The organism is Halomicroarcula saliterrae, from assembly GCF_031624395.1.
In the GTDB taxonomy this organism is placed as follows: Archaea; Halobacteriota; Halobacteria; order Halobacteriales; family Haloarculaceae; genus Haloarcula; species Haloarcula saliterrae.
The window spans coordinates 1,342,563-1,355,635 of record NZ_JAMQON010000001.1 but is presented as its reverse complement, the minus strand read 5'-3'; the positions used below and the strand labels follow the sequence as shown (position 1 = coordinate 1,355,635).

Annotated in this window: 14 protein-coding genes; 6 read left to right on the top strand and 8 right to left on the bottom strand. The window is 65.4% G+C overall.

The annotated features are described in order from the left end of the window. The first annotated feature begins 89 nt into the window (after nt 1-89). The 3 genes from NDI56_RS07420 to ctaD are packed head-to-tail and all read left to right on the top strand — an operon-like array spanning nt 90 to nt 2,734. Entirely contained in the window at nt 90-485 is a 396-nt protein-coding gene (locus NDI56_RS07420) for a DUF7541 family protein (RefSeq protein ID WP_310918801.1), read from the top strand. Nucleotides 486-532: 47 nt separating this feature from the next. Further along, a complete protein-coding gene (locus NDI56_RS21730) occupies nt 533-883 on the top strand; it encodes a DUF6684 family protein (RefSeq protein WP_417935947.1) in 351 nt (116 codons plus the stop codon). Between the two features lie 60 nt (nt 884-943). After that, the gene (ctaD, locus tag NDI56_RS07410; RefSeq protein WP_310918800.1) at nt 944-2,734 is read left to right on the top strand and encodes a cytochrome c oxidase subunit I; all 1,791 of its coding nucleotides are present in this window, start codon (nt 944-946) and stop codon (nt 2,732-2,734) included. 17 nt (nt 2,735-2,751) lie between these two features. Here ctaD and NDI56_RS07405 read toward each other — a convergent pair whose 3' ends face one another. After that, nucleotides 2,752-2,940, bottom strand: a complete 189-nt coding sequence (locus NDI56_RS07405; RefSeq protein WP_310918799.1) for a hypothetical protein — start codon at nt 2,938-2,940, stop codon at nt 2,752-2,754. Between the two features lie 205 nt (nt 2,941-3,145). On the opposite strand from NDI56_RS07405, the gene NDI56_RS07400 reads away from it, so the two are divergent. Next, nucleotides 3,146-3,415, top strand: coding sequence for a DUF7520 family protein (locus NDI56_RS07400; protein ID WP_310918798.1), 270 nt, complete (start codon nt 3,146-3,148; stop codon nt 3,413-3,415). On the opposite strand, the gene NDI56_RS07395 is transcribed toward NDI56_RS07400, so the two are convergent. The 6 genes from NDI56_RS07395 to NDI56_RS07370 all read right to left on the bottom strand — a co-directional run bounded on the left by NDI56_RS07395 (nt 3,416) and on the right by NDI56_RS07370 (nt 10,993). Continuing rightward, a complete protein-coding gene (locus NDI56_RS07395; RefSeq protein ID WP_310918797.1) occupies nt 3,416-5,107 on the bottom strand; it encodes an acyl-CoA mutase large subunit family protein in 1,692 nt (563 codons plus the stop codon). It abuts the gene before it with no gap. Between the two features lie 145 nt (nt 5,108-5,252). Next, a complete protein-coding gene (locus tag NDI56_RS07390) occupies nt 5,253-6,050 on the bottom strand; it encodes a CBS domain-containing protein (RefSeq protein ID WP_310918796.1) in 798 nt (265 codons plus the stop codon). Nucleotides 6,051-6,087: 37 nt separating this feature from the next. Beyond that, on the bottom strand, nt 6,088-7,596 hold the full coding sequence (locus tag NDI56_RS07385) for a DHH family phosphoesterase (protein WP_310918795.1): 1,509 nt from the start codon (nt 7,594-7,596) through the stop codon (nt 6,088-6,090). A 34-nt stretch (nt 7,597-7,630) separates the two neighbouring features. Continuing rightward, nucleotides 7,631-8,059, bottom strand: coding sequence for an HTH-type transcriptional regulator LrpA1 (gene lrpA1 / locus NDI56_RS07380; RefSeq protein ID WP_310918794.1), 429 nt, complete (start codon nt 8,057-8,059; stop codon nt 7,631-7,633). Nucleotides 8,060-8,153: 94 nt separating this feature from the next. Beyond that, the gene (locus tag NDI56_RS07375; protein ID WP_310918793.1) at nt 8,154-9,092 is read right to left on the bottom strand and encodes a thiamine pyrophosphate-dependent enzyme; all 939 of its coding nucleotides are present in this window, start codon (nt 9,090-9,092) and stop codon (nt 8,154-8,156) included. Between the two features lie 2 nt (nt 9,093-9,094). Beyond that, the gene (locus tag NDI56_RS07370) at nt 9,095-10,993 is read right to left on the bottom strand and encodes a 2-oxoacid:acceptor oxidoreductase subunit alpha (protein WP_310918792.1); all 1,899 of its coding nucleotides are present in this window, start codon (nt 10,991-10,993) and stop codon (nt 9,095-9,097) included. 328 nt (nt 10,994-11,321) lie between these two features. Here NDI56_RS07370 and NDI56_RS07365 point away from each other — a divergent pair, with 328 nt between their 5' ends. Together NDI56_RS07365 and NDI56_RS07360 are read left to right on the top strand one after the other, a co-directional pair. Further along, complete coding sequence (locus NDI56_RS07365; RefSeq protein WP_310918791.1) at nt 11,322-12,047, top strand: DICT sensory domain-containing protein; 726 nt, start codon at nt 11,322-11,324, stop codon at nt 12,045-12,047. A 6-nt stretch (nt 12,048-12,053) separates the two neighbouring features. After that, the gene (locus NDI56_RS07360) at nt 12,054-12,221 is read left to right on the top strand and encodes a hypothetical protein (RefSeq protein WP_310918790.1); all 168 of its coding nucleotides are present in this window, start codon (nt 12,054-12,056) and stop codon (nt 12,219-12,221) included. On the opposite strand, the gene NDI56_RS07355 is transcribed toward NDI56_RS07360, so the two are convergent. After that, entirely contained in the window at nt 12,218-13,003 is a 786-nt protein-coding gene (locus NDI56_RS07355) for an N-acyl homoserine lactonase family protein (protein WP_310918789.1), read from the bottom strand. The two genes, NDI56_RS07360 and NDI56_RS07355, sit on opposite strands and share 4 nt — an antisense overlap. Between the last annotated feature and the right edge of the window lie 70 nt (nt 13,004-13,073).

Below are 13,073 nucleotides of genomic sequence, written 5' to 3'. Positions count from 1 at the left end.
CGCAGACAAATAGTTTGTGCCCTCTGTGGCCCCGACCGAACGCGGGCAAACTCCGATGGGCATATGCCGCCCGACTCCCAACAACGGGTATGGAAGAGCAACCCGGACTGAGCGACCAGTACCGGACAGCGAGTCCGTGGCCGGTGTTCGTCGCGCTGGGACTTGCCCTCTCGGAGATCGGCGTCTTCATCGGCCTCTTTCCGGTGGCCGTCTTCGGTCTCATCCTCTTTGGCGGGTCCATAGCGGGAATTCTCACGGAATCGGGCTACGTGACGCGCCCGTGGCCGACGCTGACGAGCGTCGGCGCCGTGCTCGCCGCGCTCGCGGCTGGACTCGCTGTCTGGTATCTCCCGATGGCGGATATCACCGTCGCCAACATCGGCGAGGGGGCGCTGTTTACCCGCCTCGTCGCCGTCGCCGTCGCCGGCGTCGTGATGGTGGCGATGGGCGGGGTCGGCTCCGTGATGGAGCAGACGAAGGTCTGAATCAAACCAACAGCCTATTTACCGCCCCGCTCCGAAAGCCCTGATATATGCCACTGTTCGGGTTCGAAAAGGACACGCTGCTCGATCTCACTGTCAACGTCATCCCGCTCGGTATCATCCTCTTTTTCATCGGCGCGTTCGCGGTCGTTCCTGCGTTCGGTGTCGACACGGTGTTTACGACCCTCCAGTTCGCGCTGATGATCTCGATGTTCCTCCTGCTGGCCGTCCTCACGTACTACGCCGGCCGGGCCATCGAGGGCGCGGAGGAAGCGACGGACCATTCCGCGATAGAGGAACCGAATTCGGCGACTGGGACCCTCGACGACGGCGTGGAGTCCAGCGACGACGATGACGGCGCAGAACTGGCGTCCGACGACGACGAACTCCCCGAGGCCTGAATCGTCTGCCGGCCCGCCGGAACCGCCCCTTTCATTATCACTCAGTCCTGACGTGCGTCTATGGCTGTAGGAGATCTAGTGCTGACGGGGTTGATGGCCGTCCTCCTCGTCGGCATCATCGCGTTACTCACGCGCATCGAGAACTGGCGGTCGTACACGCCGCTGGCCGGAGGTGGTACCGCAACAGGTGAGGACGCCGCTGTCCTCAATCGGGAGAAACCCGCCGGTATCATCCGCTGGCTGACCACTGTCGACCACAAGGATATCGGGCTGCTGTACGGGCTGTACGGTATCATCGCCTTCGCCGTCGGCGGTATCATGGCGATGCTCATCCGGGTCCAGCTCATCACCCCTGGCGGGGCGATACTGGGGACGAGTGCGTACAACTCGATCCTGACGAGTCACGGCATCACGATGCTGTTCCTCTTCGGGACGCCCATCATCGCCGCGTTCGCGAACTACTTCATCCCGCTGCTCATCGGGGCCGACGACATGGCGTTCCCGCGCATCAACGCCATCGCGTTCTGGCTGCTCCCGCCCGCGGCGCTGCTCATCTGGGCCGGCTTCTTCCTCGCACCGGTCACGGAGAACATGATTGAGCCGGCACAGACCGCGTGGACGATGTACACGCCGCTGTCGGTCGAGCAGGCTAACCCCGGCGTCGACCTGATGCTGCTCGGGCTCCACCTCTCGGGGGTCGCAGCGACGATGGGTGCCATCAACTTCATCGCGACTATCTTCACCGAACGCGGTGAGGACGTCAGCTGGGCGAACCTCGACATCTTCTCGTGGACCATCCTCACCCAGTCGGCGCTCATCCTCTTCGCGTTCCCGCTGCTTGGCAGCGCTATCGTCATGTTGCTGCTGGACCGGAACCTCGCCACGACGTTCTTCGCCGTCGAGGGCGGCGGCCCGCTGCTGTGGCAACACCTGTTCTGGTTCTTCGGCCACCCCGAGGTGTACATCCTCGTCCTCCCGCCGATGGGACTCGTCAGTCTCATCCTGCCGAAGTTCTCCGGCCGGAAGCTGTTTGGCTTCAAGTTCGTCGTCTACTCCACGCTGGCTATCGGGGTCCTCTCCTTTGGCGTCTGGGCCCACCACATGTTCTCGACGGGCATGGACCCGCGGCTACGGGCCTCGTTCATGGCGGTCTCGCTGGCTATCGCGATACCCAGCGCCGTCAAGACGTTCAACTGGATCACGACGATGTGGAACGGCCGTCTGCGCCTGACGAGCCCGATGCTGTTCTGTATCGGCTTCGTCTCGAACTTCATCATCGGGGGGGTCACCGGCGTCTTCCTCGCCGCCATCCCCGTCGACCTCGTGCTCCACGACACCTACTACGTCGTCGGCCACTTCCACTACATCGTGATGGGGGCCATCGGCTTCGCGGTGTTTGCGGGCATCTACTACTGGTTCCCCATCTTCACCGGTCGGATGTACCAGCGCACGCTCGGGAAGGCCCACTTCTGGCTCTCGATGATCGGGACCAATCTCACCTTCTTCGCGATGCTGGCGCTGGGGTATCTGGGGATGCCGCGCCGCTACGCGACCTACCAGTTCGACGGCGCCATCGCGCCGCTGGCACAGGTCAGTACGTTCCACCTGCTCGCCACTGCGGGAGCCTTTATCCTGCTCGTCGGCCAGCTCATCTTCGTCTGGAACCTCGTCCAGTCCTGGCTCGAAGGGCCGATAGTCGAGGACGGCGACCCGTGGAACCTAGAGCGCGACGACATGCTCGACCGCGAGTTCGAGTGGTTCGACCGCAAGCTGGAGACGGCCGTCACCGACGGCGGCGAGGACGAAGAACAGTCGGCGCTGACCGACGGCGGTACGCAGAGCGACGACTGAGGACCGTTCCCGGCGCATTATTTTTCGAGCTTCTCGTAATCCGTCGTGAGCACGAGCAGCGTACCGAGTCCCGAGGCCGCCAGCAACAGCGCCGTCGGATCGCCGGTCGTCGCCGTCCGGTAGGCAGCGATGGCGGTCACCAGCGAACCCAGCGTAAAGAGGGCCAGCTGGACGCTGTCGGGGAGGTCGAGCGGGGCTGCTGTCATCTGAACTCAGTCCGGATTCACAGAGACACACCGCGAAAATAAGCGTTCGGGGACTCAGCTCGCACCGGAGACCAGAACGATAGCGGTCAGAAACATCATCAGCGCGATGCCGGAGAGGACGATAAACAGCAGTTCCTTCTGTGACATACCACGGCTTGGGGCCGGAAGTGAAAAAGGCTAATCGTATGGCTCTCCAACCCGGCGTATGAGCGAACCGGTCGGAGAGACCGCCGGCGAGAAAGTCGTCGTCCAGATATACGTCGTCATCGTGGCGCTGGCCGGCGTGATGGGCTTCGTCCTCGGGACGATCCGACCCACCGACCTCCAGCCCGCGCTGTTCGGCGTCATCGCCCTGCCGCCGACCCCCTTCGGTGTGGCGCTGTACGGGATGGTGACGGTCGGCGTCGGGCTGGGCGTGTTCCTGGGGCTGGTCGTCTACGTCTCGCGGCGGAGCGACGGCCCGGCCGGCCAGTAGCTACGTCTCGCGATAGGCGCCGTACTCGGTCTCGAAGACGGCCATTATCTCCCCCATCGTCGCGTCGGCCTTCACCGCGTCGACGACGGCCGGCATCACGTTTTCCCCGTTATCGACGCGGTCACGGACGCCGTCGAGGGCTGTCGCTACCGCGTTCTCGTCGCGCTCGTCTCTGACCGCCGCCAGCCGCTCGCGCTGCCGTTCCTGGACCGCTTCGTCCACCGAGAGGACCTCCGGGTCTCGCTCCTCTTCGACCGTGTACGCGTTGACGCCGACGACAACCGCCTCGTCGCGCTCGACGCGCTGCTGGTACTCGTAGGCCGAGTCCTGTATCGCCCGCTGGAAGTAGCCCTGTTCGATGCCGGCGAGAACGCCGTCTCGCATGGACCCGTCGCCCAGTTCCGCGCGGATATGCTCGATGTGGTCCATCGCCTTCGACTCCAGCTCGTCGGTGAGCGCCTCGACGGCGAAGCTCCCGCCGAGGGGGTCGACGATGTCGGCCGCGCCCGACTCCTCGGCGATAATCTGCTGGGTCCGCAGCGCCACCCTGACGGCCGCTTCGGAGGGCAGTGCCAGCGCCTCGTCGAAGCTGTTTGTGTGGAGGCTCTGGGTCCCGCCCAGCACGCCCGCGAGGGCCTGTATGGTGACGCGGACGACGTTGTTCAGCGGCTGCTGGGCCGTCAGTGACTGGCCGGCCGTCTGTGTGTGAAACTTCAGCTGTCTGCTCGCCTCGGCCTCGGCGCCGTACCACTCGGCCATCACCCGCGCGTAGATACGACGGGCCGCCCGGTACTTCGCGACCTCCTCGAAGATGGCGTTGTGGGCATTGAAAAAGAAGGAGAGCTGCGGGGCGAAGTCGTCCACGTCGAGCCCCCTGTCCAGACAGGCTTCCACGTAGGCGAAGCCGTCGGCGAGGGTAAAGGCCAGTTCCTCGACGGCGGTCGCGCCCGCCTCACGGATGTGATAACCAGACACCGAGACGGGCTTGAATCCGGGCGTCTCCCGGCTGGCGAACTCGATGACGTCGGTGACGAGCTTCAGGGACGGCTCCGGACCGACGACCCACTCTTTCTGTGCGATGAACTCCTTGAACATGTCGTTCTGGAGGGTCCCCCGCAGCTGCTCACGGGGGACGCCTCTGCGGTCGGCCAGCGCGAGATACATCGCGTAGACGACCGGCGCGCTGGGGTTGATGGTGAACGAGGTCGAGACGTCGGCGAGGTCGATACCGTCGAAGAGGCGCTCCATGTCGGCCAGCGTGTCGACGGCGACGCCCTCTTTGCCCACTTCGCCGTCGGCCATCGCGTCGTCCGAATCGAGCCCCATCAGAGTCGGCATGTCGAAGGCCGTCGAGAGCCCGGTCTGTCCCTCGTCGATGAGGTAGTGAAAGCGCTCGTTGGTCTCCTCGGCGGTCCCGAAGCCGGCGAACTGGCGCATCGTCCACTGGCGTCCGCGGTACATCGTGGGGTAGACGCCGCGCGTGTAGGGCGCCTCGCCCGGGAAGCCCAGGTCTGTCTCGTAGTCCGTGTCGGCGATGTCAAGCGGCGTGTAGAGGCGGTCGACGTCGAGGTTGGAGACGGTCGCGAAGCGGTCGCGCCGTTCCCCGTGAGCGGACAACGCGGGGTCGAGGGTGTCGGCCTCCCAGTCGGCTTTGGCCTCGCGTATCGCCCGGAGCTCCTCGTCGTCGTACATGCCATGTGGTACGGTATCGGTTCGCAAGAAGGTTCTGGGAAGCGAGGTCGCGAACGAAGTGAGCGACCTCGAAGTGGAGCGGGGAGCGACGCGACCCGCGGAACAGCGGCGAAGCCGGACTGAAGTGAGGCGGCGAGGGACCGCCCTACCCCTCGTCCTGCAGGCGCTCGGTCGTCTGCACCAGCGGGTGGCGGGCGTAGTCGACGACCTCGATGTCGCCGATGCGTTCGAGGTCGGCCTCGCGGGCCGTCTTGGCCATGCCGAGCTCGACGGTCTCGTCGAGGACGATGACGTTCGCCTCCATCCCTCTGATATCGAGTCGTTCGGCCGCCTTCACCCGGTGGTGGCCGTCGGCCAGATAGAGCTTGCCGCCGTTGTCGATGACGACCAGCGGCTCGGCCAGCCCGCGTTCGAGTTCGTACACCCGGCCCTCCAGCTCGTCGGCGTACACCGTCTCCTGGGTCGGCGTGAGCGCGCTCAGGTCGACCATCCGGCGGTCGTCGTGGGTGGCGATGTCGTGGATGTTCGCCAGCGTCCGCGAGAGCTTCTCGACCTTGTCGGGGGTCGCCCGCTCGATCTGTGAGCGGATGACGTCGGCGTTGGAGATGATGCCCACGAGGTTCCCCGCGTCGTCGACGACCGGGAGCTTCTGGATGCCCGACCGGAGGATGACGCGGGCGGCGTCCTGCACTGCCATGTCGGGGTGGGCGACGATGATATCCTCGCTCATCACCCGGAACATGGGTTCGTGGCCCGCGGCGAGCAGGAGGTCACGGGCGCTGACGAACCCCTCGACTCGGCGCCCGTCGGTGACGGGGAAGCCGCTGAAATCGTCGCTCTCGGCGATACGCTTTGCCACCTCGGTGACGGTGTCGTCCAGTTCGACGGTCGCCACGTCCCGTGTCATATAGTCCCCGACCGTCGGCCGATTCGAGTCTGCCATCACCGCTACTTGCGAAGCGACCGGGAAAAAGACTCGGCTACGCCGTGTCGTGCTCGTCCGACCCCGGACCCGTCAGCTCGCTGTAGCCGTCCGTCGCGTACTCTGTGCGGCCGTTCATCCGGCCGAGGAGCCGGTGCGAGCGGGACTGGACGACGTCGAGGAAGCGGTCGTTGACGACCGAGCTGACGATGCTGTGGAGTGACTCCTCGCGGTCGTCCACGGAGTCGAGCACGCCGAGCGTTATCTGTGCGCCGGCCATGTCGGCGTGGCCGCCGGCGGACCCGATCTGCCCGAAGGCGTCCCGCAGCGCCTCGCCGAGGTCGATATCGGCGCCGCGGGCCCGCGCCGAGATGTAGATGGTCCCGTCGAGGACGCCGTACACCATCGTCGCGTGAATCCCCTCCAGGTCCAGTAGCTGGTCGGCGGCCTGAGCGAGGGCGTCGCGGTCCGACAGCTGGCCGACACAGGAGAGCAACACCGACCCCTCCTCCCTGCGGTTGGTGATGGCCCGGCCGACGACCGCCAGGGTCTCGCCGCTGACGCTCGGGTCCTCGATGCGCTGGAGGGCGCCCATGTCCGCACGCGAGACGAGCTCGGCGGCGGCCTCGAAGTCCTCCGGTGACACCTCCCGGCGGAAGTCCTTGGTGTCGACGCGGATACCGAAGAGGAGCCCGGTCGCGATGGATTCGGGCACCTCGATGTCGAGTCGCCGGAAGTAGTCCACGAGCAGGGTACTCGTCGCGCCGACGCCGCTGCGCAGGTCGACGTAGCGCGCCTCCACGGGGAGCCGGGGCGGGTGGTGGTCGATGACGATGTCGATGGGAAGCTCCTCGGGCAGCTGGTCGTTGACGCCCGGCCGGGAGTGGTCGACCAGCGCGAACCCGTCGTAGGCGTCGAGTGCGTCGTCGTCTTCGGGGTCGAGGTTGACGAGGTCGTACTCCAGCAGGTTCACGAACGCCCGGTTCTCCTGATGGGAGATATCCCCGTAGTAACACAGCGACACCTCACAGCCGGCTCTGGCGGCGAGCTCGCCCAGTGCCACCGCGCTCGCGATGGCGTCCGGGTCGGGGTTGTCGTGGGTGACGACCGCGAGGTGGTCGTCGATGTCCCGCAACACCTGCTGGAGCTGGCGGGTCCGCGTCCCCGCCGACCCGATAGACTGTGAGAGGTGGTCCCTGACGACCGCCTCCGGCTCTATCAGCCGGTCGGCGACGGCCCTGAGCCGTAGCAGCTGGGCTTCCGTGGCGTCGTAGCCGGCGTAACACAGGAGATAGGCGTCGGGGAAGGCGGCGCTCGCCACCTCGGCGGCGGTCACGTTCGCCGCTGGCTCGGCGGTCGCGACGACGACCGTCGCCGGTTCGACGGCGAGGTCGGCCATCGCGTCCCGGTACGTCTCCGTGACGGTGACCGAGATCCCGTCCTCGCGAAGCGTTTCGGCCCGGTGTTCGTCCGCAGTCAGCACGTGGAGCCGGTCGTGGTCGCCGCTGATCCCGTCGAGTATCGCTCTCGCAGTCGAACCGGCGCCCACAACCAACCGAGACGGCATAGGCCCCCTCCGCTCCGGAGCGTCTAAAAACCCGTTATTTCAGTCGTTCCTGCAGGAACGACGGGTGCGCCGCGGTCACGCCGTCGAGTTCGAGGATCTCGTCTTCGATGACGGCGGCCAGCGAGTTCCCGTCGGTCGCGCGCACCTCGGCCATCAGCATGTGGTCGCCACTGGAGGTGTACAGCGATTCGACGGCGTCGATGTCCGAGAGCCGGCGGGTCGCCTCGACGTAGCGCTCGCTGGCCACGTCGATACCGACCATGGCTATCGACTGCCCCGAGAGCTTCTTGGGGTCGATGTCGGCGGAGTAGCCGACGATGACCCCCTCCTCTTCGAGTTTCTTGATGTACTTGCGGACGGTGGGTTTCGAGACTTCGGCCCGGTCCGCTATCTCGGCGTATGATGCCTGCGCGTCCTCTTCGAGGACGGACAGGATACGACGCTCCGTAGACTCGACACTCATGAACGATTATTTACCGTGGGTGAAAAAATATGTTCCGAATCAGTAACCGGGTTTCGGGTCCGTCGATGCGGCCGGCAGACCCGAGACGGACGGCTTACTTGTGGTGTTCGAGGAGGTTGTCGTAGGTCCGCTCCCACTCCGCGTCCTCGTCGAAGTACCGCTCCGCGAGCGGCTCTTCGGGCATCTCGCCGATGGCGCGCTTCTCGGCCCCGTAGGAGGGGCGCTCGTCCTCGACGTACATCCGACCGGTGAGCACCTCGCCCTCGTAGAGGCGCTCTTCGGTCTTTCGCATCATCTCGGCGGCTTCCGCGCGGTCCGAGAGGTCGAAGTCGAACTCGTCGGACTGCTGGACGTCCGTGTACGGGACGTAGTGTTTCGCGTCCTTGTTCCAGGTCGGACACTGCGTCAGGAAGTCGATATGCGCGAAGCCGTCGTGCTCGATGGCCTCGGCGATTATCTCCTTCGCCTGGTTCGGGTTGACAGCCGCGGTGCGGGCGATGTACGTCGCGCCGGCGTTGAGCGACTGGCTGAGCGGTCGAATCGGCGACTTCGCCGAGCCGTGGGGCTGGGTCTTCGACTTGTGACCCTTCGGCGAGGTCGGCGAGGTCTGGCCCTTGGTGAGGCCGAAGATCTCGTTGTTGAACACGATATACGTCATATCGTGGTTCTCACGAGCGGTGTGGATGAGGTGGTTCCCACCGATACCGTAGCCGTCGCCGTCGCCGCCGGCGGCGATGACTTCGACGTCGGGGTTGGCCAGCTTCGCGGCCCGGGCGACGGGCAGCGAGCGGCCGTGGATGGTGTGGAAGCCGTAGCTGTTGAAGTAGCTGTTGAGCTTCCCGGAACAGCCGATACCCGTAAACAGGGCGACCTCGTCGGGGTTACGGCCGACCTCGGGCATGGCCTGTTTCAGCGCCTTGAGGACACCGAAGTCACCACAGCCGGGACACCACGTGGCCTGTGGCTCGATGCCGGGCGTGAACTCGTCTCGGTCTATCTCGCGGTCGTCTCCGATTGCACTGAATGCACTCATAGTTAGTCACCTGCCGCTGGCAGGTACTTCATGTTGGTCGCGGCGAGCTCCTCGCCGTTGATACTGGACTCGAACCCGTCGACGATCTCGGCGGGCTCGAAGGGGTTGCCGTTGTACTTCAGCAGGCTCGACATCTTGTCGCCGTACTTGCCGATCTCCTTCTGGGTGAGCCCGCGGAACTGGGCCGTGGCGTTCATCTCGACGACCAGCACCTGGTCGACGGAGTCGAGCCACTCGGAGACCTCCTCGACGGGGTAGGGCATCATGTCGGAGACGCCCAGCGCCTTCACGGAGTGACCGTTCTCGTTGAGTCGGTCGACGGCCTCGAAGGCCGTGTCCTGCTGGCTGCCCCAGACGAGAACGCCGTGTTCGGCGTCCTCGGGGCCGTAGTAGGTCTGGTGGGAGGCGTTCTCGTCGAGGTCCGCGCGGATGTCGTCGAGCTTGTTCAGCCGACGCTCCATCTGCGCGATGCGGTTCTCGGGGTCCTCGCTGATGTGCCCGGATGGGTTGTGCTCGTTACCGGTCGCGAGGTACCGTCCGTCCTTCTGGCCGGGGACGGAACGGGGGCTCACGTTCGAGCCGTCTTCGGGCTCGTGGAGGAAGCGCTGGAACTTGCCCGACGAATGGTGGGCAGCCTCCGCGATTTCCTCCTCGGTCAGCACCGACCCTGGGTCGGAGTTGGCCTGTTCGTCGAAGTGACTCGCGGGCATGTTCCGGAGCTCGCCCTGAATCTTCTGGTCGTAGACGACGATGGCCGGAATCTGGTACTCGTAGGCGATCCGGAACGCGGCGCGGGTCTGCGTGTAACACTCGCGGATGTTCGCCGGCGCGAACACGACGCGGGCGGAGTCGCCCTGTGAGGTGTACAGGACGTGTTCGAGGTCGGCCTGTTCGGGCTTGGTCGGCATCCCGGTCGATGGACCGGCACGCATCGCTTCGACCAGCACGATCGGCGTCTCCGTCATCTCCGCGAGGCCGAGCGGCTCGGACATCAGCGCGAAGCCACCGCCGGAGGACCCGGACATGGATTTGACGCCCATGTGGGACGCACCGAGCGCGAGCGCCGCCGCGGCGATCTCGTCCTCGACCTGCTCCGAGATACCGCCGAACTCAGGGAGGTGCTGGGACATGATAGTGAAGACGTCGGTCCACGGGGTCATCGGGTAGCCCGAGATGAACCGACAGCCCTCGTCGAGCGCACCGTAGGAGATAGCGTTAGAGCCCGAGAGGATGACCTGTTCCTCGTCGTGCGAGCCCGAGGGGACGTCGATGTCGTGGTCGATGTCCAGCTCCGAGGCGGCCTCGTAGGCGTCCTGCAGGACGTTGAGGTTCGCCTCCTGCATGTCGCCGGACATGTTCTGCTCGATGAGCTCCTCGAACTCCTCGGTACCGATATCGAGGATAGCGGCGGTCGCACCGATACCGGCCGTGTTGCGCATGATCTCCCGGCCGTGTTCCTTCGCGATACCGCGCAGATCCATCGGAACGACGTGCCAGCCGTTCTCTTCGGCGTGTTCTTCGAGTTCGATCTCGTCGACGTCTTCCTCGTCGAGGAGGCCCTCGTCGTACAGGAGGACGCCGCCCTCGCGGAGGTCGTCGAAGTTCTCGTACAGCGGCTTCAGCTCTTCCTTGCCGTAGTAGGCCTCGTCCTGTGGGTTCCGGGCGAAGGAGTCACCCAGGGCGAGCAGGAAGTTGTAGCCGTCGCCGCGTGACTGTACCTGTTCGTCTTTGGCACGTACTTCGACGTACGTGTGGCCGCCACGGATGCGCGACGGGTAGTGACGATGTGTGAAAACGTGAAGTCCCGAACGCATCAGGGCCTTCGCGAAGTTCTGACTCGTCGAGTCGATCCCGTCACCGGAACCGCCAGCGATTCGCCAGATTAGTTCGTTGTCTGTCATTGTGAAATCCTCGGCCCCAGCTCTGGTGCCGTACCGGAAGGTTGGGGGGCCACGACTAAAGATTTTCCACTATATCAAGGCCCATTAATCGTTATTATTCGGACGAGGGCACCCAATTTTCCGGAATCGATTCACTGAGTAATTCGCGCCGGATATAAAATTCCTATCATGTGGGAACAGAGATAGATTTGTCAGTCGATATTTTCTCAGGAACATCGAAAACCCGTCGGTAGTTCACACGTTTGGCCACACTCCCGGCCCCGAGGCAGGCCGGGGTTGCACCCCGTCGGAAGGGCTAATGCCGTCCCAGCCGAACGGTGGCGTGAGAATGTCGCTCAGTGAACTCATCGCCGGCGTTGAAGACCACGAGCAGACGCTAACCGTGTTCAACGCCGGGCAGGCGGACACCGACGAACTGCGCGAGCGGTTCGCGGACCGGAACGTCCGCGTCGTCTCCGAGACGACCGCTAGCGGCCGCCCCGGCGAGTTCCTCACGCTCTCGGACGGGGACGGCGTCTACACGGCGACGGATCTCGACTCCTTCTACGAGACGCTGGCGGGCCGGGACCGCCATCTCTCCGACGGCGCGCGACGAACGGTCCTCGACCATCTGGACGAGACGCTGTTTACCTCCTGGTCCATCGGGCGGATGGTCTCGGCCTCCCGCGAGATAGAGGACCGCGCGTGGCGGGTCGGCCGCGGCTCGCTCTATGCCGGCTTCCAGACCCTCTCGACGCTCCGCGGGGAGCTGGACCTCTACGAGCGGCTGGGCGATTCGCCCGTGGCGGTCCACGCCTACGCCGTCCCCGACGTCGACCCGCCCCAACAGAGCGCGTTCCAGCTCCACCTCGACCGCGCTGACGAGATCGCGAACTCCTGGTTCGTCGTCTTCGACGACGAGACGAGCGGCGGCGACGGGACCACACAGAAGTGCGCCCTGCTGGCCGAGGAGCGCGAGCCCCGCCGGTTCTACGGCTTCTGGACCTACGACGCGTCGACGGTCGACTACATCGTCGACCACCTCGAAGGGCGCTACGGGATGCTCGAACAGTAGCTCGCTATGGACGCCACGGCCTACCGCATCGAGGAGACAGGCCAGCGCGTCAACGCCGTCGAACTCGAACTACACCTGCAGTTCGGCCTCTGGAGGGTCCGCGAGCGGGACGCGGAGCGCTGGCTCGTCCGGACCCGCGACGGCGAGACGCTGACGTTGCGGCCAGTGGGCTAACGCCGCCGCTCGAACACCGACAGGTCGTGGCCCAGCAGGATTTCGGCCCCGGTCTCGCGCTGGATATCCCGACAGCGCGCCAGACTCTCCCGCCAGGCCGCGTTGTTCCACAGCAGGCTCGTGGCCATGGACTGGCCCTCGTAGTTGGCCGCCACGTACGCCTCGTCGCCGACGACCAGCAGCGGGTCGCCCGGCCGCTCGACGAGCGCGCCCAGCAGCCCGGGTGTGTGGCCCGGGAGGTGGAGCAACTCGACGCCGTCGGCGAGGTGGTAGCTATCGCCGTGGACGACCTCCCAGTTCAGCTCGTGGTCGAAGTCGCTGGCGAGATAGGCGATAGAGCCCTCGGCGGTCTTGGCGCTGTAGTAGGCGTAGGGGAGTTCCTCCCGGTGAACGTAGACGGGCACGTCGGTGCCCGCGAAGTTGTACAGCCCCCCGGCGTGGTCCAGATGCAGGTGACTCATCACGACCGCGTCGATGTCTTCCAGCGCGTAGCCCGCCTCGGAGAGGTCGCCCTCCAGGGTATGGTCGGCGGCGTCGACGTGGGCGAAGGCCTCGTACAGCGGCTCGGGCCAGTAGCCGTCGCCGGCCTCCGGATGCGAGCCGGTGTCCCACAGTATCGTCCGCTCGGGCGTCTCGATGACGAGGTTCCAGACCACGTACTCCTCGTACTCGTGGTCGGGCTCGCGGTTCGAGGCCGTCGCGACGCTCGTGCCGTCGACGACGAAGCTCCGGTCGGCCATCACGCGGCCGCGGTCGAGGAAAGTGAGTCCTACGTCTTCCATACCGGACCTTGGACGGCTGAAAAGAAAAGGGTGGGTCCGAACTAGTTGTGGTTCGCCGAAACTACTACGC

Coding starts and splice junctions, on each gene's coding strand:
- NDI56_RS07420 (WP_310918801.1), top strand. CDS start 90: ATGGAAGAGCAACCCGGACTGAGCGACCAGTACCGGACAGCGAGTCCG.
- NDI56_RS21730 (WP_417935947.1), top strand. CDS start 533: ATGCCACTGTTCGGGTTCGAAAAGGACACGCTGCTCGATCTCACTGTC.
- ctaD (WP_310918800.1), top strand. CDS start 944: ATGGCTGTAGGAGATCTAGTGCTGACGGGGTTGATGGCCGTCCTCCTC.
- NDI56_RS07405 (WP_310918799.1), bottom strand. CDS start 2,940: ATGACAGCAGCCCCGCTCGACCTCCCCGACAGCGTCCAGCTGGCCCTC.
- NDI56_RS07400 (WP_310918798.1), top strand. CDS start 3,146: ATGAGCGAACCGGTCGGAGAGACCGCCGGCGAGAAAGTCGTCGTCCAG.
- NDI56_RS07395 (WP_310918797.1), bottom strand. CDS start 5,107: ATGTACGACGACGAGGAGCTCCGGGCGATACGCGAGGCCAAAGCCGAC.
- NDI56_RS07390 (WP_310918796.1), bottom strand. CDS start 6,050: ATGGCAGACTCGAATCGGCCGACGGTCGGGGACTATATGACACGGGAC.
- NDI56_RS07385 (WP_310918795.1), bottom strand. CDS start 7,596: ATGCCGTCTCGGTTGGTTGTGGGCGCCGGTTCGACTGCGAGAGCGATA.
- lrpA1 (WP_310918794.1), bottom strand. CDS start 8,059: ATGAGTGTCGAGTCTACGGAGCGTCGTATCCTGTCCGTCCTCGAAGAG.
- NDI56_RS07375 (WP_310918793.1), bottom strand. CDS start 9,092: ATGAGTGCATTCAGTGCAATCGGAGACGACCGCGAGATAGACCGAGAC.
- NDI56_RS07370 (WP_310918792.1), bottom strand. CDS start 10,993: ATGACAGACAACGAACTAATCTGGCGAATCGCTGGCGGTTCCGGTGAC.
- NDI56_RS07365 (WP_310918791.1), top strand. CDS start 11,322: ATGTCGCTCAGTGAACTCATCGCCGGCGTTGAAGACCACGAGCAGACG.
- NDI56_RS07360 (WP_310918790.1), top strand. CDS start 12,054: ATGGACGCCACGGCCTACCGCATCGAGGAGACAGGCCAGCGCGTCAAC.
- NDI56_RS07355 (WP_310918789.1), bottom strand. CDS start 13,003: ATGGAAGACGTAGGACTCACTTTCCTCGACCGCGGCCGCGTGATGGCC.